Here is a 26,245-nt window from a genome sequence, read left to right as displayed (position 1 = left end):
GCGTCAATCCGCAGGCATGCTGGCAGCATCGTTGACCTTGACGGTCTTCACGGCCAGCGGTCCGAGGCTCCACTTCTTCATGATGGTCTCATAGGCGCCGGAGTCCACCATCTGCTGCAAGGCGGCAACGACGCTGTCGCGCAGCTGCGGATTGTCCTTGGCGGTCAGCATGCCGAGATACCCGACGGCAAGGCGGATATCCGGCAGCGCCTGCAGGCCCTTGCCGTTTCCGGTCTGGTGCTCGGTCGTGTAGACGCTGGTGGCGTAACCGTTGACCGTGGCGTCAGCTCTCCCCGTGCGGACGGCCTGCAGCACATCCGGCATTTTCGGGATCGACATGATTTTGACCGGCGTCGCGCATTTGGCCGATGCCGCCTCGACCATTTTCGCCTGGAAGGTGCCGACGGGAACGGCGACCTTCTTGCCGCACAGATCCTCCAGGCCCTTGATGGCGAGAGGATTGCCCTTGATCGTCATGATCGTCGTCGCGTCATACATATAGTCGATGACGTCGACCTGCTTTTCCAGCTCCGGATCGTCGTTGATGCCCGAGATCGAGATGTCGAAGCGCTTCGCCAATATGGAGGGCACGATTGCGGCACCCGCGCCGACATCGGTCATCTCAACATCGACACCCAGGATGACGCCGAGAGCGGCAGCGATATCGGCATCGATGCCGATCAGCTTGCCGTCTTCGCCATGAAAGCTGATCGGCGGCGTCAGGTCGGTCGCGACCTTCAGCACGCCCGATGACTTGATGGAGGGTGGCAGCCCGTCGGCCAGTTTCTGCGTGAGGACGACACCGGAGAGCTTGGCGACATCGGCATCGGCCGTCATCTTCTCGGCGGCACCTCCGGCAGCGTAAGCAGAGGCCGCGATCAAAGTGACCATCGCTCCGGCAACTCCGGCCTTCAAGATTTTCTGGATGCGCATCATGTGATCCCCTGTCATTTTTGTATCGGTGAATTCTCGGGATCATCCATGCAATCGCCGTGCCACTTGCAGCTATTTGTCAATAAATACTTGATATTAATATGATTTTTGTTTATGACGATATTTCGGATAGAGTTTCGCAATAGAATTCGCATAAAGTTTCGAACGCACAATGCACAATTTTTACTCTCCCAGGCCCCGCCGCATCGTTTTTGACCGCCTCATTCGCCCCCAAGACCCAAAATCACCGATTCAGAGGCCAAAACCCGCACTTTTCGGCGCTTGATCCCGGCTCAGGGGCCGTTGCTACTTCTATCCGATGCCCATTTAATATACGACGCTGGCGAAAATTTATACAAAAGCAAATGCGAATTTAAAATTTCATGATTATTATTACAAAGTTTTGAAACTTTATAAGTCAGAAATATCGATTTATTTTCATAGACTTGGCACTTTCATCAACGACGCGCGGCAAAACTGGCACGCCGCTTGCAATTCGTTTCTCATGAACAAGCTCGACGCAAAATTTCTCGCCGGACCGCATCTCCGACTTGTGCCGGAGACCGCGCAGCAATCCGTGACCTCGACCCAGAACCAGGGAGGCCCTATGCCAGGCATACCGAATACGGCTGAACGCAAACGGCTCAGCGTTCAGGGCCTCACACACAGCTATGGTGGCCAGAATGCGATCACCGACGTGGCCTTCGATATCGAGGCCGGCGAGATCGTTGCCCTGCTCGGGCCGAGCGGCTGCGGCAAGTCGACCGTGCTGCGCGCCATTGCCGGGCTGATCCAGCCGAAGACCGGCAGGATTGTGCTCGGGGAGAAAGACTTGGCCGATGTCTCGGCCCGCTCACGCGGCGTCGGCATGGTCTTCCAGAACTATGCTTTGTTTCCGCATCTGACGGTCGCAGAAAACATCGCCTATCCGCTCGCCTGCCAGAAGCTTCCTCGCACTCAGCGCAAGGCGCGCGTCGAGGAGATGCTGTCGCTCGTCAGGCTCAAGGATTATGGCAACCGCCTGCCGCGGGAACTCTCCGGCGGACAGCAGCAGCGCGTCGCCGTCGCCCGCGCCATCGCCGGGCGCCCCTCCCTTCTGCTTCTAGACGAACCCTTCGGCGCGCTCGACCGCGCCCTGCGTTTCGATCTGCAGGTGGAACTGCTTCACCTGCAGAAGACGCTCGGCATCACGACGCTGATCGTCACGCATGATCAGGAGGAGGCCCAGAGCCTGGCGAACCGCCTGGTGCTGATGAACAAGGGCAATGTCGAGCAGATCGACACGCCGATGACCGTCTACGATCGCCCGAAGACGCTTTTCGTCAACACCTTCATCGGCCAGGCAAACCTTCTCAACGGAACGGCGCTGCGGCTCGATGCCGAGAGCACGCTGATCGGCCTTGCCAATGACCGGACCCTACTCCTGCCGCGCCGGTTGAATTTCACCCTCGGCTCGAAGGTGACGATCACCTTCCGGCCGGAAGAGGTTCGCCTGTCGACTCAGCCGGGCGAGAGCACCCTGCCGGTTCGCATGACGGTTTCCGTGCCGCTCGGCCCGTCGCTCGTCCATGACCTTGTTCTGGAAGACGGCACAGGCCTGCGCGCCTCCGAGGTCAGAGGCCCCACCACATTCATTCCCGAACCGGGAACGCAGCTATTTGCCGAGATCGACACTGCAAGGTGTCACGCCTTTCCGGGCGGACCGGAAATCATGAGTGAAGAAACAATTCAACAGAGGTGAACGAGATGAAGGACTTTCAGATTACCCGTCGTGGGTTCGGTTTCCTGGCGGCTGGTGTTGCCGCATCGGCCATGCTTCCATTCGCCGCCCGCGCTGCCGGTGGCGGAGCCGTTGCCGCCACTTTCCCGGGCAGCTGGGAAGACGCCTACCCGCAGTGCTGACGCCGATGGTCAAGGATGCGGGCTATGACCTGACAATTGCCCCGGCGATGGCGCAGGACCAGCTTGCCAAGATCATGGCGAGCCCCGGCAACCCGCCCTATGACACGCTGCTGATGTCGCCTGGCCAGATGGCCGTCGCCATCGAGAAGGATCTCATCCAGAAGATCGATCCGAGCAAGCTCAAGAACTGGGGCATGCTCGATCCGTCCTTCCAGGGCGAATACGGCCCGACCGTGACCATCGAGGTCAACGGCATTGCCTACAATCCCGATCTCGTTCCGAAGCCGAAGGGCTATCGCGATCTCTTCGAAAACCCGGCCTATAGCGGCAAGGTTTCCTGGACCGGCTTTGCCTCGAACACCGCCGTCATGGCCTATACCGAGATCGCCAAGATCTTCGGTTCCGGCCCCAACGACATGGACGCCGTCTTCAAGCTGTTCAAGGATCATCCGGAGCATCTGAAGGGCGTGGTCGACAGCACCAACCATCAGATGACGCTGTTCCAGCAGGGTGAAATCGCCGTTTTCATGTGCTCGACCGGCAATGTCGCCCGCCTGAAGAGCCTCGGCCTCAACGCCGAGTTCGTCCAACCCGAAACCGGCTCGCCGGCAGCCCCCGTCAATATCCACCTGACCAAGGGCACGGCCAATCTCGACGCGGCCTATGCCTATATGGATGCCGCCATCTCCAAGGCCGCCCAGGACCAGCTCAAGGAGCCGCCGACCGAGATGTTCCCGACCAACAAGGACGTGGCGCTGACGCCGGGCATCGAAGCCTATGTCACCCGCGATCAGATCAAGACCATGGTCTATCCGGACTGGGTCGCGATCAACAAGAACCGCGACGGCTGGATCCGCCAGTTCGACGCGCTCGTTGCCGGTTGAGGTGATGTGATGAAGGCGAGCGGCTTCCCATACGTCCTGCCGATGCTGTTGCTTTCCGTGGCGTTCTTTGCGACGCCGCTCGCCGTCCTCGTCGGTTTCAGCTTCGCCGGCCCTGGCGGAGCGACCCTCGAACATTATGTCCGCTTCTTCGGCGACGCGTTCAATTTCCGCGTCCTCGTCAATACCGCAAGGCTCGGGCTCGAAACCGTCATCGGCACGACCTTGCTCGGCGTGCCAATCGCACTCCTCTACTGGCACGGCGGCCGAAACCTTCGGCAGGTGCTGATTTTCCTGACGCTCATTCCGATGCTGACCAGCAATGTCGTGCGCACCTTCGCCTGGATCGTCATCCTCGGACGCCAGGGGCCGATCAGCGAAGCGCTGGTCGGGCTCGGCCTGACGGGAATGCCGACCAGCCTGCTGTTTACCGAACTCGGCCTGGTCATGGCCATGTGCCAGATCGACCTGCCGTTGATCATCCTGCCGCTGATCGCGATCCTGTCGCGCACGCCGGTGCAACTGGCGGAATCGGCCCAGGTTTCCGGCGCCGGCCCCTGGCGCATCTTTGTCACCGTGCTTCTGCCGCTGATGCTGCCGGGCCTGCTGGCGGGCTGGATCCTGGTCTTTGCCAGCACCAGCAGCTCCTTCGTCACCCAGGCCGTCATCGGCGGCGCGCGCAACGTCTATGTTCCGCAGCTGATCTACCGCGAAGTCGGCACGTTGTTCGACTGGCCGCTGGCCTCGGCCATCGCCGTCGTCCTGCTGCTCTCCACCGGCTGCCTGCTGGTCGCCCTTACCATGATGTCCCGTCACAGGAGGTTGGTCGGTCATGCCTGATCGTCGCGAAAATCCCATTCCCGTCATGCTCTACAAGGCATTCGTCTACGGTTTCGGCGGGCTCTGCGTCATCTATCTGGTCGCACCCATCGTGATTGCGCTGACGATGTCGTTCACCTCGGGGCAGACATTGAAATATCCGCCGCAGGGCTTTTCGCTCAGGTGGTATGCGGCGCTGCTCGATCCCGTTCGCTCGGCAACCGAACATATCGCCGCCTGGAATTCGCTGAAGATTGCCGGCCTTGCCGTCCTCGGATCGCTGATCTTTGCGGTTCCGGCAACCATCGGCATGACGCGCATGAGGCGCAGCACCGCCGGCACCATCGAGCCCTTGCTGCTCGCCCCGCTCGTCCTGCCGAGCCTGGTCTACGGCCTTGCCGCCCTGATCGTCGCCAATTTCATCGGCTTCAAGCCGTCGCTCTGGCTGACCGTATCAGGCCATGTCGTCGTCTTCGGGCCGCTGATGTACCGCGCCGCCTCCGTCGTCGCCCAGGGTCTCAATCCCTCGCTTGCCGAGGCATCGACGACGATGGGCGCGAGCTGGTTCATGACGCTGCGGCGCGTCACCCTGCCGCTGCTGATGCCCGGCATCCTGGCCGGCGCATTCCTCGTCTTCATCCAGTCGCTCGATAACGTGTCGGTATCGCTTTTCCTCGCCGATGCCCGAACGACCGTCTTGCCGCTGCGCATGTTCGCGCTGATCGAGGAATCGCTCGATGTGCGCGTCGCGGCAATCTCCGGAATTCTGATCGCCGTGACGCTGCTGGGACTGCTGGTTGCCCGGCGCGTTCTTGCGCCGCCGCGGCAGGCCTGAACGATCCGCCATTTGACCTATGCCTGAATTAGAAGGAACAAACTCATGAACATGCGCGCGACAAACGCAGGCGGCTACCGGATGGGATCGCTGCTGGCCGATTTCCAGCCGGATTTCGATTTCTCCGCCCCGCTGCCGCTTCCTGTCGAAGAGTTCGAGGATCGCCTTCGCAGAATTCGCCGTCAGGCGGTCGAAGCCGGTCATGACGCGCTGATCGTTCATGCCGGCAGCGTCGGCTGGTTCCACGCCTCGAATGCCTATCTGCGCTACATCTGCGACTGGATGCGCGAAGGCGTGCTGATCATTCCGACTGATGCCGACAAGGCGATGGTGCTTCTCTCCTTCTTCACCCAATCCGTCCTGCTGCCGCCGGGCGGCGAGCCAGTGCTCGTCGACGAAGTCTGGCAGATCGGCCCGATCGGCCGCGAATATGCCGACCGCCCCGGCGATTCCGTTATCAAGACCGCCGAGAAATGCGCCGAGGTTCTCGCCAGCCTAGGCCTCGCCAAGGCCCAGATCGGCAGGATCGGCGACCGCACGTCGCTGACCTTCTGGTCAGCGCTCGACGAACTGCTGCCGAAGAGCAAGTTCGTGGCTGACAACGCCATTCTCGACCGCATGCAGAAGGTCCGCTCACTGCCCGAGATCGAGATGTTTCGCGCCGCCGCCCAACTGATCAGCATCGGCACGCAGGCCGCCTATCATGTGGCGAAGTCAGGCGTCACCGACCATGAAATCCTGGCTGCCTTCACCTATGCGCAGATGGCGCTCGGCGGCGAGACGGGCGACGGTTACCAGATCGGCATCAACGAATTCGGCACCCATTGCGGCAAACCCTATGGCCACATCGTCCGGCCCGGCGACCTCATCAACCTCTATATTTCCAACGTCACCTGTCGCGGCTACACGGCCCAGACCGCCCGCATGATCGCTGTCGGCGATATCACCAGCCGTCAGGAGGAGGTGCTTGCCGCCTGCACCGAAGGCGTCAAGCGGGCCGAAAAGCTGATCAAGCCCGGCGCATTGATGCGCGACGTCAACAATGCCGCCTTCGAACCTATGATCGAGCGCGGCATGCTGACCTCACCCGAGGCGCGCACCATGCCCTACAACTGGTCGCCAATGGAAGACGGCGGCGCACGCCTGATCCCCCATCAGTATGTCAAGAACATCGACTGGGAGGCGCAGGGCCGCAAGCTCATGCATGTCTATCCGGCAACGCACGGACCGCACAATCCGAACCTCGGCCATTCGGTCGGCATGGCTGGTGGCCAGAACAGCTTCAACATCTCCTCGCATAATTACGACAGGATGGAGGAGGGCATGGTCTTCGTGCTGCACACGCAGTGGCTGGAGCCGCTGTCGGCCGGCTGCAATATCGGCGACATGTATGTCGTGACTAAGGACGGTTTCGAGAACCTCAGCCGCCATACCCCGCTTGAAACCCACCGCGTCGCTGCCGAGGCCTGACATGACCAACAATAAACAACACACGCATTTCGATTTCGCCAAGCTGACCGAGCGCGAGCGTTACAAGATCCTCATCGGCACGGTCATCCCGCGCCCGATTGCGCTGGTCACCACCCTGAGCAAGGAGGGCCTGCCGAATGCCGGCCCGTTCAGCTTCTTCAACGTCCTCACCCACGACCCGGCGATCGTCGCCATCGGCGTCGAGAATTATGCCGACATGCGCTTCAAGGATACCGCCCGCAACATCCGCGAAACCGGCGAGTTCACGGTCCATATCTGCGATGACGCCCTCGTCGACCAGATGGAGGTCTGCGCCATCAAGTTCGGACCCGAGGTCGACGAACTCTCCGAAGCCGGACTGGCAACGGCGCCGGGACAGATGGTCAGAAGCCCGCGCATCCTGGCAGCACCCGCAGCACTCGAATGCCGCCGCCACACGACCCTGCAGGTTGGCCCGGCCCGCGAAATCATCCTTGGCGAAGTCCTCGGCGTCTATGTCAGAAGTGATGCGGTCAATCCGACGAACCTGCATATCGACCAGCAACTGATGGACGCCGTCGGACGAATGGGCGGCCATACCTACGCAAGGACGCGCGACCAGTTCGACATCAAGACGCAGACCAAGGAGGAGTGGCGTTCGCGAAAGAGCGTTTCGGAGCCGGTCAGCGCATAGCCGGGCTTGAGCTCAGGCCGATCACGCGCCGTGGTCCTAATTCAAAAACCGATAAAGCCAATCGCGCGTCTCCTCCGGCAACGGAGCCGGCGATTCGTCTTCGGGGGCGTGGGCCTGCCAGATGATTTCCACCTCGGCGGCGCGCTCCTCGCCCGTCTCGATCGAGATGAGGAAGCCGATAGAGCGCACGCCGATCTTGTCGACGGTGGCGGTGAAGGTTGCCGGCTCGTCGTAGTGGAGCGGGCGGTGGAGAAAGCAGGAAACCTTGCTGGGGCTATAGACGGGTTCGTCGTCGACATCGGGCCGTGAGGACCAGAAGCTCGCAAGCACGGACTCGGCATAGGAAATATAGGATGCCAGAAACATCCGGCCGGTCATATCGACATCGCGAAACGGCACGCGTATTTCCGCCACATCAGGACGTTTCGACTGACTCATCAACAAATCTGCCCTACAGAGTTCCCATGGCAACACTACTTCATAATTGCTTATACCGGAACCGGCTTAAGGATAAAATTACGCAATAGTTCAAAGTGTTACAGTGTCCTCCACGTACCGGAAAGGTGCGGGCCGTTGCAATTGGACCTGATCGACGGGAACGGCGCAAACGAGACAGTGTGATAGGCGAACGGTCGGAAGGCGCGGCAAGAGCGCTTGTTGAAATCCCCAGGCAACGCCCCATCTGCTGTGGCACATGACATAAGCGACCGATAGAGTGTCTTCATGAGCACCCGTCTTTATGAACACCCGATCTTCCTGGAACATGTCACGCCCGCCGGCCATCCGGAGCGATCGGACAGGATCCGCGCCATCAATGTTGCGCTGGAACATCCGAATTTCGAGCGGCTGGAGCGCCGGCAGGCGCCGCAGGCGAATGAGGATGCGGTGCTGCTTGCGCATCCGGAGGAGCATCTGACCGCCGTCATGCGGGAGATTCCCGAGGAAGAGGGTGAAATCAACCAGATCGAAGCCGATACCTATGCCAGCAGCAAGAGCCTGCAGGCGGCGCTGACCGGCATTGGCGGGGCGATGGCGGCGGTGGACGATGTCTTTACCGGCCGGGCCGACAATGTCTTCGTCGCCGCCCGCCCGCCGGGGCACCATGCCGAAAAGATGACGGCGATGGGCTTCTGCTTCTTCAACAATGCGGCGATCGCCGCCCGGCATGCGCAAAAGACGCATGGCGCCGAGCGCATCGCCATCGTCGACTGGGACGTGCACCACGGCAACGGCACGCAGGATATCTTCTGGGACGATCCTTCGGTGCTGTTCTGCTCGACGCATCAGATGCCGCTCTATCCCGGCACCGGCGCCAAGGACGAGAAGGGCAAGCACAACACCATCGTCAATGCGCCGCTGTCGCCGAATGTCGGCAGCGACCACTTTCGCGAGGCGTTCAAATCGCGCGTGCTGCCCGCCCTTGACGATTTCCGACCGGATCTCATCATCATCTCCGCCGGCTTCGACGCGCATCACCGCGATCCCTTAGCGCAGATCAATCTGACCGGCGAGGATTTCGACTGGGCGACCGGGCGCGTGCTGGAACTCGCGGACCGGCACGCGAAGAACCGGGTCGTCAGCCTGCTCGAAGGCGGTTATGATCTCGAGGGACTCGCCGAATCGGCGGGCATGCATATTCTGAGAATGATGAAGGGTTGAGAATGACTGACAGCGCCAAGCCGGAGGTATCCGGCCTTTCCTTCGAAAAGGCGGTCGCCGAACTCGAAAGCATCGTCGCCCGGCTGGAACGCGGCGATGTGGCGCTGGATGAATCGATCGAAATCTACGAGCGCGGCGAAGCGCTGAAGAAACATTGCGAAACGCTGCTTTCGGCCGCCGAAAACCGCATCGAAAAAATCAGGCTCGACCGCGCCGGCAAGCCGCAGGGCGTCGAGCCGCTCGACGGCGCCTGAGGCAGCAAACTCCCTTTTGAAGATGCTTGGCTATCGGCTTCGGACCGATCTATGATCCCCATCCAAAACGATGAGGGGACAAGGACATGACGGACAGGTTGAAGGGCAAGGTCGCCATTATCTCGGGCGGCGCGACCGGCATGGGCGGCGCCGCCTCGAAGCTTTTTGCGGCGGAAGGCGCGCGTGTTGCGATCATCGACCGCAATGGCGATGCAGCCGCAGAGACCGTGAAGCAAATCCGTGATGCCGGCGGCGAGGCCGATTGCTGGACGGCCGATGTCTCGGAGGAAGCAGCCGTCAATGCCGCCGTCGCCGGCGTCGAGAAACGCTACGGCCCGGTGACCGTGCTCTTCAACCATGCCGGCACGATCGTCATCAAACCTTTTCTCGAAACGACCGTCGAGGAATGGGACTGGCTGCACGCCGTCAATGTGCGCTCGATGTTTCTGATGACCAAGGCCGTGCTGCCGAAGATGATTGCAAGCGGCGGTGGATCGATCGTCTGCACCTCGTCGATCTCGGCGGTCGCCGCCACGCCGATGGAAGTGCTTTACGACACGACCAAAGGGGCGGTGCATATGTTTGCCCGCGCCATCGCGGTGGAGTTCCGTGACCGCAATATCCGTTGCAATGCCGTCTGCCCCGGCTTCATCCGCACGCCGCACGGCCTGCGCGAGGTGGCCGACCTGCAGGCTCTCGGTGTCGATGTTTCGGATGCCGCCATTGCCGCCCAGCAGGGGCGGATCGGCGAGCCCGAAGACGTGGCGCGGGCCGCGCTTTATCTTGCCAGCGACGAATCGAGCTTCGTCAATGGCGCCCATCTCTTCGTCGACAATGGTTTTACCGCGATCTGAGCCCGACGCACGCCTGATTGGACGCGCGGCACGCTTTCAAGTGTTGGAGCGTCTAAGCGCGTCCGATTGGACGCGCGGCGCTCCAGGCGCTATCTGTGGGCGATGACGCTCGGCACTGTAGCGATCGGAGATTCCAATGTCCTTCTTTCCCGGTAAAGATCCCCTGCCCGGCGATGCCTTCGCCTGCGACGCGATCGAGAGCCTGATCATCCCGCGCACCAGCGATATCGGCGGTTTTCAGGTGCGCCGCGCGCTGCCCAGCCGGCAGCGGCGGCTCGTCGGGCCGTTCATCTTCTTCGACCGCATGGGGCCGGCGATCCTGAAGCCGGATGAGGCGCTCGACGTCAAGCCGCATCCGCATATCGGGCTGTCGACGGTCACCTATCTGTTCGACGGCGAGATCCGCCATCGCGACAGCCTCGGCACCGAAAAGGTCATCCGTCCCGGCGATATCAACCTGATGACGGCCGGCCGCGGCATCGTCCATTCCGAGCGCACGCCCGACAATCTGCGCGGCCATCCGCTGCTGATGTCGGGGCTGCAGACCTGGCTGGCGCTGCCCGACGACAAGGAAGAGATCGATCCTGCCTTCGCCCATACGGAAAAATCCGCCATGCCGCTGATCGAGATGGCGGGCGTACGCGGGCGTGTGGTGATCGGCTCATTCGAAGGCATGACATCGCCGGTCGGTGTTTTCTCCGACACGCTCTATGTCGATCTCGACCTGCAGGCGGGCGCCAAATTTCCCTTCGGCTCGGCTCATGAAGAGCGCGCCGTCTATGTGCTCTCGGGCGAGGTCGTCATATCAGGCGACCGTTTTGCCGCCGACCAGTTGCTGGTCTTTCGGCCGGGCGATGCGATCACGCTGGAAGCCGGTCGCGATGGCTGTCATCTGATGCTCTTCGGCGGTGCGGCGCTCAATTCGAAACGTTATATCTGGTGGAATTTCGTCTCCTCCTCGAAGGAGCGGATCGAACAGGCCAAGGAAGAATGGCGCAGCGGCCGCTTCGATATCGTGCCCGGTGACGAAGAGGAATTCGTGCCGTTGCCGGAGGGCTGAGCGCCACGAAATGAGAGAAATAGACCAGGGTATACTCCGAAAACCGTTCACACTTTTCGACACCATGCTCTAAGGTGAAAAGCTTCGGTTCCTGAAATGCACTTGTTTTGCCGCAATCTAATCGAATAAAGCGGAACAAGGAAAAGCAAGAAAGAGCGCCCGCCCGTGACACAACTGCCGAAGACCCCCCTGCTCGACCAGGTCAACTATCCCGCCGACCTGCGCAAGCTCGAGGATCGCGACCTGCCGCAACTCGCCCGCGAAGTCCGGGACGAAATGATCGATGCGGTGTCGCGCACCGGCGGCCATCTCGGCGCCGGTCTCGGCGTCGTCGAATTGACGATCGCCATTCACAGCGTCTTCGACACGCCTGATGATCGGCTGATCTTCGATGTCGGCCATCAATGTTATCCGCACAAGATTCTTACCGGCCGGCGCGACCGCATCCGGACGCTGCGCCAGGAAGACGGGCTGTCCGGCTTCACCCGCCGGGCCGAAAGCGAATATGATCCCTTCGGGGCGGCGCATTCCTCGACTTCGATCTCGGCCGGCCTCGGCATGGCGATTGCCGCCGACCTCGACAAATCAGACCGCCGCGTCATCGCCGTCATCGGCGACGGGGCGATGTCGGCCGGCATGGCCTATGAGGCGCTGAACAATGCCGGCGCGCTCGATGCGCGCCTCATCGTCATCCTCAACGACAACGACATGTCGATCGCGCCGCCGACAGGCGCCATGAGCGCCTATCTCGCGCGCCTTGCCTCGGGGCGCACCTATATGGGCTTCCGTGACTTCGGCAAGAAGCTGACGGCCTATCTCGGCAAGAACATCGACCGGGCGATCACCCGCGCCGTGGAGCATGCCCGCGGCTATGTCACCGGCGGCACGATGTTCGAGGAGATGGGCTTCTATCATATCGGGCCGATCGACGGGCATTCCTTCGACCACCTGCTGCCCGTGTTGCGCAATGTGCGCGACAATGGGCGCGGACCGGTGCTGATCCACGTCGTCACCCAGAAGGGCAAGGGCTATCCGCCGGCGGAAGCCGCGGCCGACAAGTATCACGGCGTCAACAAGTTCGACGTCATCACCGGCGCCCAGGCAAGGGTCAAGCCGAATGCGCCGAGCTATACCAGCGTCTTTGCCGAAGCGCTGGTGCAGGAAGCCACCCTCGACGACAAGATCGTCGGCATCACCGCCGCCATGCCGAATGGTACCGGCCTCGACAAGCTCGCCGAGGCTTTTCCGTCGCGCTGCTTCGACGTCGGTATTGCCGAACAGCACGCCGTAACCTTCGCTGCCGGACTGGCAGCGGAAGGCTACAAGCCGTTTGCCGCGCTCTATTCCACCTTCCTGCAGCGCGCCTACGACCAGGTCGTGCATGACGTGGCGATCCAGGGATTGCCGGTGCGTTTCCCGATCGACCGTGCCGGCTTCGTCGGCGCCGACGGGCCGACCCATGCCGGCTCCTTCGACACCACCTTCCTCACCACCCTGCCCGGCTTCGTGGTGATGGCAGCGGCCGACGAGGCCGAACTCAAGCACATGGTGCGCACCGCCGTCGCCTATGACGGCGGGCCGATCTCGTTCCGCTATCCGCGCGGCGAAGGTGTCGGCGTCGACATGCCGGCGCGCGGCGAAATCCTGCAGATCGGCAAGGGCCGCATCGTCAAGGAAGGCACCAAGGTGGCGCTGCTCTCCTTCGGCACGCGGCTTGCCGACTGTCTGCTGGCCGCCGAGGATCTCGATGCCGCGGGGCTTTCGACGACGGTCGCCGATGCGCGTTTCGCCAAGCCGCTCGACCGCGACCTGATCCGCCAGCTTGCCCGCCACCACGAGATGGTGATCACCGTCGAGGAAGGCTCGATCGGCGGCTTCGGCAGCCATGTGATGCAGTACCTTTCGAGCGAAGGCCTGCTTGATAACGGGCTAAAGATCCGCTCGCTCGTCATGCCCGACATCTGGATGGAACAGGCCAAGCCCGAAGCCATGAACGCCCACGCCGGCCTCGACCGCGCCGGCATCGTCTCGACGGTGTTCAGGGCGCTGGGGCGCGGTGTTGCGGTTGGGGTTGGGGTTGGGGTTGCAGGATAGGTGAATATGCGAGGGTGTGCCGTGTAGCCCCCTCATCCGCCCTACGGGCACCTTCTCCCCGAGGGGAGAAGAGGGAATCGAGACGTCGCCGCAAATCTCTTCTCCCCTCGGGGAGAAGGTGCCGGCAGGCGGATGAGGGGGCTGCCCGGCAGTCCATCCAACGAAAAAAGGCGGCGCATCGCTGCACCGCCCTCTTCATTTAATATCCCTGAGAACGGCGCCTCTCAGAACTCCGTCCATTCCTCCTGAACGGTCGCCGCAGCACTCGCCTGTCTTCCGCCGAAGGCCTTGGCGACGGTGCGGGTCAAAGCGTGGGCCGGCGAGGCGACCGGGCGGGAACTCGTGCCGGCAACGCTGGCGCGCGGCGTCGGCGCCACCTGGCCGAGCTTGAACTGACGCAGCAATTCTTCGAGAGCGTTTGCCTCCTGGGCGAGCGCATGGCTTGCCGCGGTCTGCTCCTCGACCATGGCGGCGTTCTGCTGCGTGCCCTGGTCCATGTTGTTGACGGCGGTGTTGATCTCCTGCAGGCCGATCGACTGTTCGCGCGTGGCGGTGACGATGGCGCTGACGTGGTGGTTGATCTCCTGCACCTCGGAGACGATGACCTCCAGCGCCTTGCCGGTCTCGCCGACGAGGCCGACGCCGGCAACGACTTGTTCGCCCGAGGTGGTGATCAGCGCCTTGATCTCCTTGGCGGCCTTCGCCGAGCGTTGGGCGAGCTCGCGCACTTCCTGGGCGACGACCGCAAAGCCCTTGCCGGCATCGCCGGCGCGGGCGGCTTCAACGCCGGCGTTCAGAGCCAAAAGGTTGGTCTGGAAGGCGATGTCGTCGATGACGCCGATGATGTTGGAGATTTCGCCCGAGGACTTCTCGATCTGCTGCATGGCGGAGACGGCCTTGCGGACGACCTCGCCGGATTTTTCGGCGCCGAGGCGGGCGCGCTCGACGAGATTGCCGACATCCTCGGCGCGCTTGGCGCTGTCGCGGACGGTCGTCGTCACTTCCTCGAGCGCTGCGGCCGTCTGTTCGACGGCGGCAGCCTGCTGCTCGGTGCGGTGGGCAAGATCGTCAGCGGCCGAGCGGATTTCGCTAGCGCCGGCATTGATCGCCGAAGCGTTCCGGCCGACCGATTGCAGCGCCGCCTGCAGCTTTTCGACGGCATGGTTGAAGTCATTGCGCAGGCTGTCATATTGCGAGGCAAACGGCGTCTGGATACGACCGGCCATATCGCCATTGGCAAGCTCGGCAAGGCCGCCCGCCAAGGCGTCGATGGCATAGCGGATCTCGCCTTCCTCGCGCGCCTTCTGCTCGTCGCCTGCCCGGCGCTGGCGCTCGGCGTCATCGCGCATGCGGTCGGTCTCGCCGGCAAGGCGCAGCTTCTCGATCGCCGCCTGCTTGAAGACCAGGACCGACTGGGCCATGCGGCCGATTTCGTCACCGCGCTCGACAGCCGGAACCTCGATGTCGTTCTGACCACCGGCGAGGCGATCCATAGCGCTCGTCATGCCGACGACCGGCCGGACGATGATGCGCGACATCAGCCAGGCGAGCATAGCCGCGGCGAGCGAGGCGACGATGCCGCCGGCAATGAGCGTCGTCTTCAGATGGCTGTTGGCATCGGCGCGGATTGCGGCGAGCGCATTCGACTTTTCACGCGCGGTGGCCTTGATCTTGGCCGAGGCCTGGCGGAAGCCGTCGAGCTGGCCCTTGGTGGCGTTGACGCCGATCTTGACGACCTCTGCGATCGGCATGTCGGTTTCCTTGCGCGCCTTGGTCTGCGGCTCGGCAAGTTCATGGAAATAGAGATCGGCGGCCTTCTGCATGCCGTCGATCATCTCGACAAGCTGCGGCTCGCCGGCGGCCGTCTGTTTGGCGGCGGCAATCGCCTTCAGCATGCGCTCGCGGTTGGCGAAGACATCGCCATAGGTGCTGTCGCTGCGGAATAGGATGAAGCCGCGCAGGTTGACGGCCTGCTCGAGCATCGCCTGCAGCGCATCGTCGATCTGGTTGACGAGCAGCTCGGATTTTTCCTGCTCGGCAGACGCTGCCGCGGACGCCGTCGCCTTGGAATAGACGAAAGCGGAAACGGCGACGAAAATGAGAATGAGGGCTGCGAACGTGGCCGCAAGCTTACCGTTCAAGGATATGTTTTTGGCGGACATCGGTGATTTCTCCTGACGACAGTCGACGCGGCGAGAGGCAGGTTGCGCGAGACGCAACCGCCGGGATGTTTGAAACTGAGAACATGATCGGCGTGGAAACGCGTGCGCCGTCATGGCGCCGAGCGGCTCGAATGAACCGCTGCAATCACGCCGACCCTACCCGCGCAGGCTTTAAATTTGTTTAAATTTGTGCAGCGCAGCAGCGGCCAAACCTGCGGATTATTGTGCCGTTTCCGGAGGATTGAGGATCAGGATGTCTAAATCCTTTGATGGATCGAAATCCTCGGCCGTCATCCGAAAGGTCGTCGGGCCGATCTTCTGAACATTGCTGCCGCAAAAGCTGATGAGGCTGCCGGGCTTGCCCTTGTCGATCGTCAGCTGGAAGCGCTTGATCGGCCCCGCCCAGTTGGCGCCGGTCGACAGCACATAGGAGATCCAGCTTTCGGTGTAGTTGGCGCCGCCGGTCTCGGCTTCCCGGGCACGCTGCTGGGCAACCCTGACGAAGTCGCCGTCGAGGCAGTATTTGCGGGAATATTCCTCGAAGCGCTCCCCCTTCGGCTCGCCACCTTCGAGAAAGCTGATGGCGACGGTGCCGCCGACGGCCGGCTTGTAACGGTGCGCTACGCTGACCTTCTTCTTTGCCGGAAAGGTGGTGCGCCACCAATAGGTCGAGCGCAGCGTCCAGAGCGGCACGAGATCAATCTCGGCATCGCCGGCGCCCATGGGATAGACGAGGCCGCGGGCGATCCAGTCCTTGCGGACGGTTTCGGGAAGTTTGGCCAGCGCCTCGGTCGTCTTCTGGCTATAGGGCAGAACGGGAATGCCCTGTTCGGCGAACTCGTCAGTGACGTCGATGCCGAGCGAGACGACGCGCTGCTGCAGCTTGGCGGTGATCGGCCTGCCATCCTGCTGGGTGGAAAAATGCAGGAAATTGTCGCTGTCATAATCGGAAATGGCGGAATTATTGTCCACCTGACCTGATATGTCGGGCATCGGGAAGGCGACCAGGCTCTCGACATCCTTATCGGAGCTGTTTTCGAAGACGTAGTCGACGCGCACTTCCGAAGCGGAGATGAAGAGATCCTCCTCTGCCATGCTGACATCGTCGGATTGGGCAAAGATCAGCCCGCCGGTCTTGATCTCGGCCAGGGTATCGTTCGCCAGCGCGGGCGATGCGATCCCAGCGGCGACAAGAAGAGTGAAGAGCTTCAGCATAGAGCACCCCCATGCGGCTCGCTCCGCGATCACCGCGGCAGGATTATCGCCGAAAGCTTTCGAGGGTCAATGACAGTCTGGGGAACAAAATGCTTGCAACCGGCGGCTTTGCCGGTCATGCACAGCCGATGTCAGATCAAAACACCCAACGCCTCGACCAGCTTCTCGTCTCCCTCGGCCTCTTTGCCAGCCGTTCACGCGCCCGCGACGCCGTGCAGCGCGGCACCGTCAGGATCGGTGGCCAGGTGGTCACGAAGGCCGGCGCGCTGTTTAGCGCAGACGCGGCAATCGAGATCGACGATCCGGCGCAGGACTATGTCTCGCGCGCCGCACTGAAGCTTGCCGCCGCACTTGACCATTTCCGGCTCGATCCCGTCGGCCATCACTGTCTCGATGTCGGTGCTTCCACCGGCGGCTTCACCGAGGTGCTGCTGCAGCGCGGTGCCGCGCATGTCACCGCGATCGATGTCGGCCATGGCCAGATGCATCCGCGCATATCAGGCGATCCGCGGGTGACGAACAGGGAGGGCCTCAACGCCCGCAACCTGACGGCAGACGATATCGGCCATCCCGCCACTTTCATTGTTTCCGACGTCTCCTTCATCACGCTGAGACTGGCGCTCGCGCCGGCTCTTGAGATCGCCGAACCCGGCGCTGTCGCCGTGCTGCTGGTCAAGCCGCAGTTCGAGGCCGGGCGCGAGGCGATCGGCAAGGGCGGGATGCTGAAGGACCCCTCGTCCGCTCCCACCGTTGCTGCGGAACTGGAGCGCTGGTTCATCGAGGATATGGGCTGGAAAAGCCTCGGCCTCATCCCCTCCCCGATTTCCGGCGGCGATGGCAATCAGGAATTTCTTCTGGCAGGATTGAAACCGTGAGCACCGAAACCGTCAAGATCGAGAAGCTCGGCGCCCAGGGCGACGGTATCGCCAGCAGCGCCGGCGGACCTGTCTATGTGCCCTTTTCCCTGCCCGGCGAAACGGTGGCGATTGCCCGGGTCAAGAGCCAGGGCACGATCATGTCGATCACGACGCCCTCGCCCGACCGGCAGGAGCCGCCCTGCCGGCATTTCGGCCCGGATGGCGTCAACGGCACCTGCGGCGGATGCACGCTGCAGCATATGGCAGATGCGCCCTACCGCGCCTTCAAGCGACAGTTGGTCATCGATGCGTTGAAATCGAAGGGGCTGACATCAGAGGTCGGGGAGATCGTTCCGGCTCGGCCGGGCGAACGGCGGCGCGTGGTGTTTGCGGCGCGCAAGACCGAGAAGGACATGCTAATCGGCTTCAACCAGGCCGAAAGCCACCATATCGTCGCCATCGAGGAATGTCCGATCTCGTCGGCAGGGATCATCGCCCGGCTGCCGGCGATCAGGGCGATGGCTGCATCGCTCGCGACCAGTGCCGAACCCTTCCGCGTCGCCGTACTCGAAACGCTTTCCGGCCTCGACATCTCAGTCGACGACGTGAAGAAGCTCTCCGACCCGCAGCGGCGCAAGGCGATCGAGACCGCGCTCAGCCTGCGCGGCATCGCCCGTGTTTCGCTGAACGGCGAAATCCTGGTCGAGCCGTCGAAGCCGATGGTAGAATTCGGCGGCGTCCAGGTTTCACCGCCGCCGGGCGGCTTCACCCAGGCAACCAAGCCCGCGGAAGAGGCGATGGCCGAACTAGTGCTTGCTCATGTCGGCAAGTCGAAGCGGATCGCCGATCTCTTTGCCGGCTCCGGCACGTTTTCGCTGCGCCTGGCGCGGATCGGCCGTGTGCACGCCGTCGAAGCCGAGGCAAAGGCGCTCGCCGCACTCGATCATGCGGCCCGCAACACGCAAGGGCTGAAACCGATCACCGTCGAAAAGCGCGATCTCTTTCGCCGTCCTTTGATGACGCAGGAATTCAAGCCCTTTGACGCCGTCGTCTTCGATCCGCCGCGCGCCGGAGCCGAGTTCCAGTGCCAGGAACTCGCCCGCTCAGGCGTGAAGAGGATCGTGGCCGTCAGCTGCAATCCGCTGACGCTGGCGCGGGATCTCGCGATCCTCGTCGAGGGCGGCTACCGCATTACCGGCGTGACGCCGATCGACCAGTTCCTCTGGACCTCGCATGTCGAGGTGGTGGCGACGCTGGAGAAATAGGCGTGTCTGTCGAAAAGACCAAAAGACGCAACCCATACTATAACGGCCCCGTGTCCGATCATTTCGACGGCACGCATTTCTTCAATCCCGAAGGTATTGAGCCCCTTGGTTTCCGTGATCTGATGCGGTGGCAATTCGGCGGTGGCCGTGAGCCTTGGCCGAGGTCGGTCCCAAGTCCGTACGCGGCGGCCAAGCCGGATCCATACGTCGACGGCGAGGACCTAAGGGTGACCATGGTCGGCCATGCAACAATGCTCGTGCAGGTCGCCGGACTGAATATCCTCACCGACCCGGTGTGGTCGGAGCGCGCGAGTCCCTTGGCTTTTGCCGGACCCAAGCGCGTCGTCCCACCGGGCATCGCGTTCGATGATTTGCCGCCAATCGATCTCGTGCTGGTATCGCACAATCATTATGATCATCTCGATATCGCAACGCTCAGGCGGTTGGGTGCGAAGCATCGGCCGCGTGTCGTGACGCCACTCGGCAATGACACGATCATACGCCGTGCCGTGCCTGATATAGAGACGACATCGATGGACTGGGGCGAGCGCATTTCGCACGCCGGAATAAGCATTGATGCGGAGCCTGCACACCATTGGTCCGCCCGCGGAACCGCCGATCGCCGGATGGCACTCTGGGCGTCGTTCGTTTTGTCGACTCCAGCCGGAAAAATTTATCACGTCGGAGATACCGGCTTTCACCACGGCATCAATTACACAGCGGCACAGCAGAAGCATGGCGGCTTTCGTCTGGCCATCTTACCCTTCGGCGCCTACGAGCCGCGATGGTTCATGAAAGGGCAGCACCAGAATCCGCAGGAGGCGGTGATCGGGATGAAGTTGGCCAATGCGGCCTATGTGGCCGGGCATCACTTCGCCACGTTCCAACTGACGAATGAAGCGGTCGATGCGCCGGCAAGAGCGTTGCAAGACGCAATGCGCGAGCATGATATTCCCCCGGAACGGTTCCGGCCGCTCAGGGCCGGCGAAGTATTCGACGTGCCCGCAGTCTGATCGGCATGCGTTTGCTGCCACACTGCCATAGATTCTTCGGAAACGACCGAGATTGCCGCGAAGCGATGCCAGGCGGCGCTTAGCGGCGCATGAAGGCTTCGAAAGCCGCCCGGGCCTCGGCGCTTTTCAGCCGCGCGGAGAAATGGCGGGCCTCCTCGTCGATGCGGGCGATGATCTCGCCGCGGTCGCCGCGAATGAGATCGCGGGCGATGCGCAGCGCCTCCGGCGGCTTGGCCGCGAGCTTTGCCGCCAGGCCAAGCGTCAGTGAATCGACCTCGCCTGGCTCGACGACCTTCCAGACCAGGCCGGCTTCCCTCGCTTCCTCTGCCGAGAAAGCTTCGCCGGCCGCAAGCATGGCGAAGGCGCGCTGGAGACCCATCAGGCGCGGCGCGACGAGGCTCGAAGCTGCCTCCGGCACCAGCGCCAGATCGACGAAGGGGGTGCGGAACTGGCTGCGGCTGGAGGCGATGGTCAGGTCGCAATGGAGATGAATCGTCGTGCCGATGCCGATCGCCAGGCCGTCGACGCCGGAGACGACGGGTTTTTCGGCCTTCACAAGCGCATAGAGGAAATCGAGGATTTCCTGGCCGAGGCCGCCTCTGCCGATTGCAGCAGCGAGAAAATCGTTGAGGTCGTTGCCGGCCGAGAAACAGCCTTCGGTGCCGAGGAAGGCGGTTACGCGGATGGCGGGATCGGCATTCGCCGCATTCAGCGCATCGGCCATGGTTCGGTACATGGCGCGGGTGATGGCGTTTTTCTTCTCCGGCCGGTTGAAGCGGATCAACTGGACGCCGGGATGGGCGGAAGGCTGCTCGACGATGATGTGATCGGTCATTTGGTTTCCTCAGGCAAGCAGGATGCGGGCGGCGGCAAGGCTTGCCGCGCCATTGACGACGCGGTCGCGCAGGGCTGCGGTCTCGGCAAGCAGGTTTTCGGTGGCGAAGCGGCATAGCGCGATGCGGTTTTCGGCCGCGCCATCGGCGCTCTCGGCGAGACCGCCCTTGGCGAGATAACAGCCGGTGAGCACGAGGCCGAACAGGCGCTGGTAAGGCGTAGCGCCGGAGAGCGCCGCGGCGGTCTGGTCATCGGCAAGCGTCTTTATCAGCCAGGCGGTCGCCTGCTCGAGGTCGGCGATCGCCGCGTCGAGCCTCACAGCGGTCTCGCCGAAACCATTGAGATTGGAGCGGCGGACGTCGTCGGCGATCTCTCTAAGCTCGGCGATGAAACCCTTCACCTGATTGCCGCCGGAAAGCGGCAGCTTGCGGGCGACGAGGTCGATCGCCTGGATGCCGTTGGTGCCCTCGTAGATCGGGGCGATGCGGGCATCGCGGAGATAACGCGCGGCACCCGTCTCTTCGATGAAGCCCATGCCGCCATGCACCTGAATGCCGAGCGAGGCGACGTCAACGCCGGCATCGGTCGAGAAGGATTTGGCGATCGGCGTCAAAAGGGCGGCGCGCTCCTGCCAGTGGCGACTGGTGTCACCTGCCCGGTGTGACATGTCGATCGCATGGGCGCAGGCATAGGAGATGGCGCGCGCGCCTTGGGTCAGAGCCTTCATGGTGAGCAGCATGCGGGCGACGTCGGGATGGTCGACGATCGGGCTCATGCCGACGCCGGTCCAGCCCGGCGCCCTGCCCTGGGTGCGCTCCCGGGCATAGGCGAGCGCCTTCTGGGTGGCGGCCTCGGCGATCGCCACGCCCTGCATGCCGACGGCAAGGCGGGCATTGTTCATCATCGTGAACATGCAGGCGAGCCCCTTGTTCTCCTCGCCGAGCAGCCAGCCCACAGCGCCCTTTTCATCGCCGAATTTGCCGTCGCCGTAGATCATCGTGCAGGTCGGCGAACCATGGATGCCGAGCTTGTGCTCCAGCGAGTGACAGAACAGATCGTTGCGGGCGCCAAGCGAGCCATCGTCGTTCACCAGAAATTTCGGCACCAGGAAGAGCGAGATGCCGCGTGTGCCGGCCGGCGCATCCGGCAGACGGGCCAGCACCAGATGAATGATGTTGTCGGCCGCGTCATGTTCGCCCCAGGTGATGAAGATCTTCTGGCCGAAGAGGCGGTAGCTGCCGTCGTCGCGGCGCTCGGCGCGGGCTTTCAGCACGCCGAGATCGGAGCCGGCATGCGGCTCAGTCAGGTTCATGGTGCCGGTCCATTCGCCGGAGACCATCTTTTTCAGATATTTGTCTTTCAGCGCAGCACTGCCATGGGTGCTGACCGCCTCGATGGCGCCCATCGTCAGCGTCGGAGCGAGCGCGAAGGCCATGGAACCGGAATTCCACATTTCAAGTGCTGCGACATTCAGCATATGCGGCAAGGCCTGGCCACCGAAAGTCTCGGGCGCCGTCAGTCCGTTCCAGCCGCCGGCAATCCAATGGCGGTAGAGATCGCGCCAGCCATCCGGCAGCCGGACCTCGCCACCCTCCAGACGAGCGCCCTGGCGATCGCCGATTTCGGCAAGCGGGGCCACTTCCTCTGTGGCAAAACGCCCCGCCTCGGCGAGGATGGCGTCGACGAGATCCTCGCCGAGATCGCCGAGAAGCCCCTTTGAAATTGCCTCGCCCATGCCGGCGACATGCTTCAGCGTGAATGCAATTTCCTCGACGGGCGCCTTGTACATGATTTTTCCTCCGCAGACCGGCTTCGCGCGCGGCAAAGCCCCTCCGAGGCAAGGGCTAGTTGATTTTTACGTAAGCGTCAATTTCGATTTCTTCAGTGGTCATGCGATAGTTTGGCGGAAATGACGCTTTGCTCTTGCACCGTCGGCCAAATGGACGTCATGAACAAACTCTAAGGAAAGACATCGCCTTCGCAAAGGACCGGCGAACAGTGGACACATTGCCTGTCAACATACCCGGTTTTGTCTGGGCCTATCGCTTCTCGCCGGATGAAAAGACCGCGGTGCGGCTGAACAATGGTGCGACGGTGGCGGAACTGACCGCCGACAACTGTTTCTACTGGTTGCACCTCAACCTTGTCGACGCCCGCGTGCCGGCCTTGCTCGAGACGCTGGAGGGGCTGACGGAGGACGCGAAGTCGGCGCTGACGACGCGGGATACGCATGCGGCCATCACCGTCGATGAGCAGATGCTTTATGGCACGCTTGTCGACTGTCAGCGCGATTTCGCCGAAGATACCAACAATCTCGGCTGGCTGCATTTCGCCATGTCTGACCGCTTCCTCATCACAACAAGGCTGCAGCCGCTGCGCAGCGTCGAACGGGCACGCGCCCTGATCGAGAAGAATCCGGGCAAATTCTCGCGGCCGGTCGATCTGTTCGAACTGCTGGTGACCGAATTCCAGCGGACGTTGATCGCGATCGTCATCGAGCTCACCGAAGAGCTGAACCAGATCGAGGATATCGTCTACGACAGCGCACAACGCGATGAACGCCGGCGCCTGGCGCCGGTGCGGCGCACCGTGGTCAGGCTGCATCGGCATCTGCGCACAGTGCTGGCGCTGATGCGCCGGGCGGCGGCGGCCGACGACGACGAAATGCCCTTCGGCTTCGACGACGTGGCGCGGCGGCTGACCGGCCGGCTGGAAACGGTCGACCACGATATCTATGCGCTGCAGGACCGGGCACGCCTGCTGCACGAAGAAATCGATTCGAAACAATCCTCCGAAACCAACCGTCACCTCTATCTGCTGTCGATCATGACGGCCTTCCTGCTGCCGCCGACCCTGGTCACGGGCTTTTTCGGCATGAACACGGCAAACCTGCCCTTCGCCGTCGGCGACTACGGCACCGAATACGCCGTCGTCCTCATCGTCGGCTCCGTCGCCCTTGCCTGGTGGCTGCTGAGGCGGGTGGATATTCTTTGAGGCAGGGCGGCCGGGCATGCCAAAACCGCAGGGCGGTCTGGGATCAGAACGCCCGTGAATCTGTGCGTCCGGCGGACCCACCGCGCCTTCCACCACTTCTCCCGCTGAGGAGAAGTGGGGAATCGAGACGTAACCCGGGCACGACGGAGGATAGTTGGGCGGAGGGACACATTCGCAGGCCACCGCTGCCGCGAGGCACCCCCTATCCCTCCCTCATTCCTGTGCTCGTCACAGGAATCCAGCCACCGCGCGTCTGCGCGGTGAATGAACCGATACCTCAAACGAAAAGAGTCTTTTGCACCCAAGGACTTGGGTGCGCTGGATTCCTGTGACAAGCACAGGAATGAGGGAGGTAAGCGCCTGGCTGAAGGAGCACGCGAAGCAGCGGATGGGTAGCGCGTCTCCTAGACCCGACCTCAATACGGCGAATAGCACTGTTGGCGCGGGCCGTTATAGGGTTGGAACGTGTTGTCGTAGGCGCGGTAGGACCGGTAGCGGTTGGCGCACCAGGCGACGTGGCTCGAACCCATGCGGGGCGCAGGTGCGACGTAACGCGGCTGTGCGGCAATCGCGCCGCCGATGACCGCGCCGGCGCCGAAGGCGGCGAGCGGATACCAGTAGCCGTTATAGCGGCGGTATCCCGGGCGGTAATAGGAATATCCGCGATAGCCACCGTAATAGCCGGGCCGGTAGTAGGCGCCGGGACGATAGCCAGGCCGGTAACCGGGGCGATAATAGCGGCGGTACTGCACGTTCTCGACGGCGGAGGATTTTTCCACGTGCGGGGCGGTGGGCATCTGGATTGCCTGCGACGGCGCAAAGCCCGTCAGCACCACGGCGGCCGCCAGAATTGCGGTCGCGATCTTGTTACTCAAACCGAACATTCTTCTCTCCCATTCAACAGCGATAACCGCCTGCTCAGCAACGCTTTCGTGCCGGAATGGTTCCGAAAGCGGCCGGGGCCAGCTGCTTTCGTATGTGTACAGAAATCGATCTGAACCGGGCATTAACCGGGAGGCCGATGATGTCGCCCGGAACGCACTTCAGTCCTTTGTTCATGCATGCCGTTATCCCGGAACCGTAACAGTTCCGGGCTAAATGCATTAGGCCACGGCGGAAATTTTCGCCTGGTCGCCCTGCAGACGGTTCACCATGAAGTTCGAATACCATTCGAGGAACTGCATGACGCCGCCCTCATGCAGGGAAGAATAGGGGCCTGGCTCATAGGCGGGCGAGCGGATGCCGAAGGCGTTTTCCTCGACGATGCGGCGATCCTGATCGTTGGTCTCGGTCCAGACGTGGGTCAGTTCCTCGAGATTATAATCCACGCCTTCGACGGCATCCTTGTGGACAAGCCACTTGGTCGTCACCGCCGTCTCATTGGCACTGAGCGGCAGCACCCGGAAGGAGATGGCGTGGTCGCCGAGCAGATGGTTCCACGTCGTCGGGTAATGGAAGAGCAGCATGGTGCCGATGTGGCTGATCGAGATATCGTCGGAGAGCGGGCGCTTGACGGCACTCTTGCCCGACATGGTGTAGCTCTCGGCATCTTCGATCAGCGGCATGCGGGCGGTGCGGAACTGACCGTCCGGCGAAATCTGGAACTTGCTCGGCAGGCCAGCGGCCTCGCAACGCGCCCAATGGCCGGCGATCTCCGGATCGTCGGCACCGCCATCCGTGCCGGTGACACTCGGGGCTTCGGGATAGGTGCGGCAGAGCTCGGGGTGATTGGCGGCGCAGTGATAGCACTCGCGGTTGTTTTCCCAGACAAGCTTCCAGTTGCCCTTCTCGATGATCGTGCTCTGGAAGGCGACCTTGCTCTCGCTGATCCGGTGCGGCGCGACATAGGGTTCGATCTTGTCGCGCACCGGCTGGAAATCGGGGGCAGTGTTGGCAAGGCAAATGAACACATAGCCTGCGACGATTTCGCAATGGACGGGCTTCAGATTGAACCCGGTCTTGTCGAAATCATCGCCCATGTGGCGGGCGAAGGCGAGCTTGCCTTCGAGATCATAGGTCCACTGATGGTAGGGGCAGACGAGACGCACGGAGGAGCCATGCTCCTTGGTGCAGACGCGCGAGCCGCGATGACGACAGCTATTGTGGAAGGCGCGGATGACATTGTCGCGGCCGCGGACGATGACGACGGGATAGCTGCCGATCTGAACTGTGAAATAGGCCCCCGGCTTCGGCAGTTCGCAATCATGGCCGATGAACAGCCAGTCGCGATAATAGATCATCTCCATGTCGAGCTGGAAATAATCCTCGTCGATATAGAACGGCTGCTCGAGGCTGAAGCCCTCACGGCGGCTCTTGAGCTGACGCAAAACGTTGCTGCGAATATCCATCTTCATGTCCTCGTGCACCCGGCTGCCGCCTTCCGGCAAGAAGGCCGGCGAAAGCGCGCCCGCTTCCTTCTCCTTCGGGAGAGTTGTTCATGCATTTAATCACCGAGCTTGCCTGCCGCTTGG

At 62.3% G+C, this 26,245-nt stretch carries 22 protein-coding genes and 1 pseudogene; 15 read left to right on the top strand and 8 right to left on the bottom strand.

The window, feature by feature from the left end:
- Nucleotides 1–3: 3 nt before the first annotated feature.
- Nucleotides 4–936 (bottom strand): ABC transporter substrate-binding protein, encoded by a 933-nt coding sequence (locus tag RWK44_RS23220; RefSeq protein WP_131661480.1) that lies wholly within the window; start codon nt 934–936, stop codon nt 4–6.
- 502 nt (nt 937–1,438) lie between these two features.
- Here RWK44_RS23220 and RWK44_RS23215 point away from each other — a divergent pair.
- From RWK44_RS23215 to RWK44_RS23190, 6 genes and pseudogenes are all read left to right on the top strand, one after another.
- Nucleotides 1,439–2,674, top strand: a complete 1,236-nt coding sequence (locus tag RWK44_RS23215; RefSeq protein ID WP_316029445.1) for an ABC transporter ATP-binding protein — start codon at nt 1,439–1,441, stop codon at nt 2,672–2,674.
- Nucleotides 2,671–3,719 (top strand): annotated as a pseudogene (locus RWK44_RS23210) (ABC transporter substrate-binding protein). Before RWK44_RS23215 ends, RWK44_RS23210 begins: the two are co-directional and overlap by 4 nt.
- A gap of 9 nt (nt 3,720–3,728) precedes the next feature.
- Nucleotides 3,729–4,556, top strand: coding sequence for an ABC transporter permease (locus tag RWK44_RS23205; protein WP_316029444.1), 828 nt, complete (start codon nt 3,729–3,731; stop codon nt 4,554–4,556).
- Nucleotides 4,549–5,370 (top strand): ABC transporter permease, encoded by an 822-nt coding sequence (locus RWK44_RS23200; protein ID WP_131642451.1) that lies wholly within the window; start codon nt 4,549–4,551, stop codon nt 5,368–5,370. Before RWK44_RS23205 ends, RWK44_RS23200 begins: the two co-directional genes overlap by 8 nt.
- A 45-nt stretch (nt 5,371–5,415) precedes the next feature.
- Nucleotides 5,416–6,840 (top strand): Xaa-Pro peptidase family protein, encoded by a 1,425-nt coding sequence (locus tag RWK44_RS23195; RefSeq protein WP_316029443.1) that lies wholly within the window; start codon nt 5,416–5,418, stop codon nt 6,838–6,840.
- Nucleotide 6,841: 1 nt separating this feature from the next.
- Nucleotides 6,842–7,513: a flavin reductase family protein gene (locus RWK44_RS23190; RefSeq protein ID WP_131642449.1), complete on the top strand. Its 672-nt coding sequence runs from the start codon at nt 6,842–6,844 to the stop codon at nt 7,511–7,513.
- 36 nt (nt 7,514–7,549) lie between these two features.
- Here RWK44_RS23190 and RWK44_RS23185 read toward each other — a convergent pair whose 3' ends face one another.
- On the bottom strand, nt 7,550–7,951 hold the full coding sequence (locus tag RWK44_RS23185; protein ID WP_024321263.1) for an acyl-CoA thioesterase: 402 nt from the start codon (nt 7,949–7,951) through the stop codon (nt 7,550–7,552).
- A gap of 285 nt (nt 7,952–8,236) precedes the next feature.
- Here RWK44_RS23185 and RWK44_RS23180 point away from each other — a divergent pair, with 285 nt between their 5' ends.
- The 5 genes from RWK44_RS23180 (at nt 8,237) to dxs (ending at nt 13,434) form a co-directional block, all read left to right on the top strand.
- Nucleotides 8,237–9,172: a histone deacetylase family protein gene (locus RWK44_RS23180; protein ID WP_017959231.1), complete on the top strand. Its 936-nt coding sequence runs from the start codon at nt 8,237–8,239 to the stop codon at nt 9,170–9,172.
- Between the two features lie 2 nt (nt 9,173–9,174).
- Nucleotides 9,175–9,426, top strand: a complete 252-nt coding sequence (locus RWK44_RS23175) for an exodeoxyribonuclease VII small subunit (RefSeq protein WP_003545921.1) — start codon at nt 9,175–9,177, stop codon at nt 9,424–9,426.
- Nucleotides 9,427–9,512: 86 nt separating this feature from the next.
- Nucleotides 9,513–10,280, top strand: coding sequence for an SDR family NAD(P)-dependent oxidoreductase (locus RWK44_RS23170; protein WP_131666105.1), 768 nt, complete (start codon nt 9,513–9,515; stop codon nt 10,278–10,280).
- 136 nt (nt 10,281–10,416) lie between these two features.
- The gene (locus tag RWK44_RS23165) at nt 10,417–11,340 is read left to right on the top strand and encodes a pirin family protein (protein WP_077976561.1); all 924 of its coding nucleotides are present in this window, start codon (nt 10,417–10,419) and stop codon (nt 11,338–11,340) included.
- 165 nt (nt 11,341–11,505) lie between these two features.
- The gene (gene dxs, locus RWK44_RS23160) at nt 11,506–13,434 is read left to right on the top strand and encodes a 1-deoxy-D-xylulose-5-phosphate synthase (RefSeq protein ID WP_316029442.1); all 1,929 of its coding nucleotides are present in this window, start codon (nt 11,506–11,508) and stop codon (nt 13,432–13,434) included.
- A gap of 224 nt (nt 13,435–13,658) precedes the next feature.
- On the opposite strand, the gene RWK44_RS23155 is transcribed toward dxs, so the two are convergent.
- Together RWK44_RS23155 and RWK44_RS23150 are read right to left on the bottom strand one after the other, a co-directional pair.
- Nucleotides 13,659–15,596 (bottom strand): methyl-accepting chemotaxis protein, encoded by a 1,938-nt coding sequence (locus RWK44_RS23155; protein WP_131666103.1) that lies wholly within the window; start codon nt 15,594–15,596, stop codon nt 13,659–13,661.
- Between the two features lie 219 nt (nt 15,597–15,815).
- Nucleotides 15,816–16,811 carry a DUF4424 domain-containing protein gene (locus tag RWK44_RS23150; protein ID WP_316029441.1) on the bottom strand — a complete coding sequence of 332 codons (996 nt, stop codon included), beginning with the start codon at nt 16,809–16,811 and terminating at the stop codon, nt 15,816–15,818.
- Nucleotides 16,812–16,900: 89 nt separating this feature from the next.
- Between RWK44_RS23150 and RWK44_RS23145 the strand changes: the two genes are divergently transcribed.
- From RWK44_RS23145 to RWK44_RS23135, 3 genes are read left to right on the top strand one after another with little or no spacing between them, the layout of a single operon-like run.
- Nucleotides 16,901–17,686, top strand: coding sequence for a TlyA family RNA methyltransferase (locus RWK44_RS23145; protein ID WP_316029440.1), 786 nt, complete (start codon nt 16,901–16,903; stop codon nt 17,684–17,686).
- Nucleotides 17,683–18,933, top strand: coding sequence for a class I SAM-dependent RNA methyltransferase (locus tag RWK44_RS23140; RefSeq protein WP_077976565.1), 1,251 nt, complete (start codon nt 17,683–17,685; stop codon nt 18,931–18,933). The genes RWK44_RS23145 and RWK44_RS23140 overlap by 4 nt, the downstream gene beginning before the upstream one ends.
- Nucleotides 18,934–18,935: 2 nt before the next feature.
- Nucleotides 18,936–19,946, top strand: coding sequence for an MBL fold metallo-hydrolase (locus tag RWK44_RS23135; protein ID WP_168257651.1), 1,011 nt, complete (start codon nt 18,936–18,938; stop codon nt 19,944–19,946).
- 79 nt (nt 19,947–20,025) lie between these two features.
- On the opposite strand, the gene RWK44_RS23130 is transcribed toward RWK44_RS23135, so the two are convergent.
- Both RWK44_RS23130 and RWK44_RS23125 read right to left on the bottom strand, forming a co-directional pair.
- Complete coding sequence (locus RWK44_RS23130; protein ID WP_168257652.1) at nt 20,026–20,781, bottom strand: crotonase/enoyl-CoA hydratase family protein; 756 nt, start codon at nt 20,779–20,781, stop codon at nt 20,026–20,028.
- Nucleotides 20,782–20,790: 9 nt separating this feature from the next.
- Nucleotides 20,791–22,569, bottom strand: coding sequence for an acyl-CoA dehydrogenase (locus tag RWK44_RS23125; RefSeq protein ID WP_316029439.1), 1,779 nt, complete (start codon nt 22,567–22,569; stop codon nt 20,791–20,793).
- A 209-nt stretch (nt 22,570–22,778) separates the two neighbouring features.
- Between RWK44_RS23125 and RWK44_RS23120 the strand changes: the two genes are divergently transcribed.
- A complete protein-coding gene (locus tag RWK44_RS23120; RefSeq protein ID WP_222011279.1) occupies nt 22,779–23,774 on the top strand; it encodes a transporter in 996 nt (331 codons plus the stop codon).
- Between the two features lie 416 nt (nt 23,775–24,190).
- Here RWK44_RS23120 and RWK44_RS23115 read toward each other — a convergent pair whose 3' ends face one another.
- Nucleotides 24,191–24,658: a BA14K family protein gene (locus RWK44_RS23115; protein ID WP_316029438.1), complete on the bottom strand. Its 468-nt coding sequence runs from the start codon at nt 24,656–24,658 to the stop codon at nt 24,191–24,193.
- A 219-nt stretch (nt 24,659–24,877) separates the two neighbouring features.
- Nucleotides 24,878–26,122 (bottom strand): aromatic ring-hydroxylating oxygenase subunit alpha, encoded by a 1,245-nt coding sequence (locus tag RWK44_RS23110; protein ID WP_222271376.1) that lies wholly within the window; start codon nt 26,120–26,122, stop codon nt 24,878–24,880.
- Between the last annotated feature and the right edge of the window lie 123 nt (nt 26,123–26,245).

This window comes from Rhizobium sp. 25PS6 (assembly GCF_032464655.1).
In the GTDB taxonomy this organism is placed as follows: Bacteria; Pseudomonadota; Alphaproteobacteria; order Rhizobiales; family Rhizobiaceae; genus Rhizobium; species Rhizobium laguerreae.
This window is presented reverse-complemented; position numbering and strand designations above follow the sequence as displayed.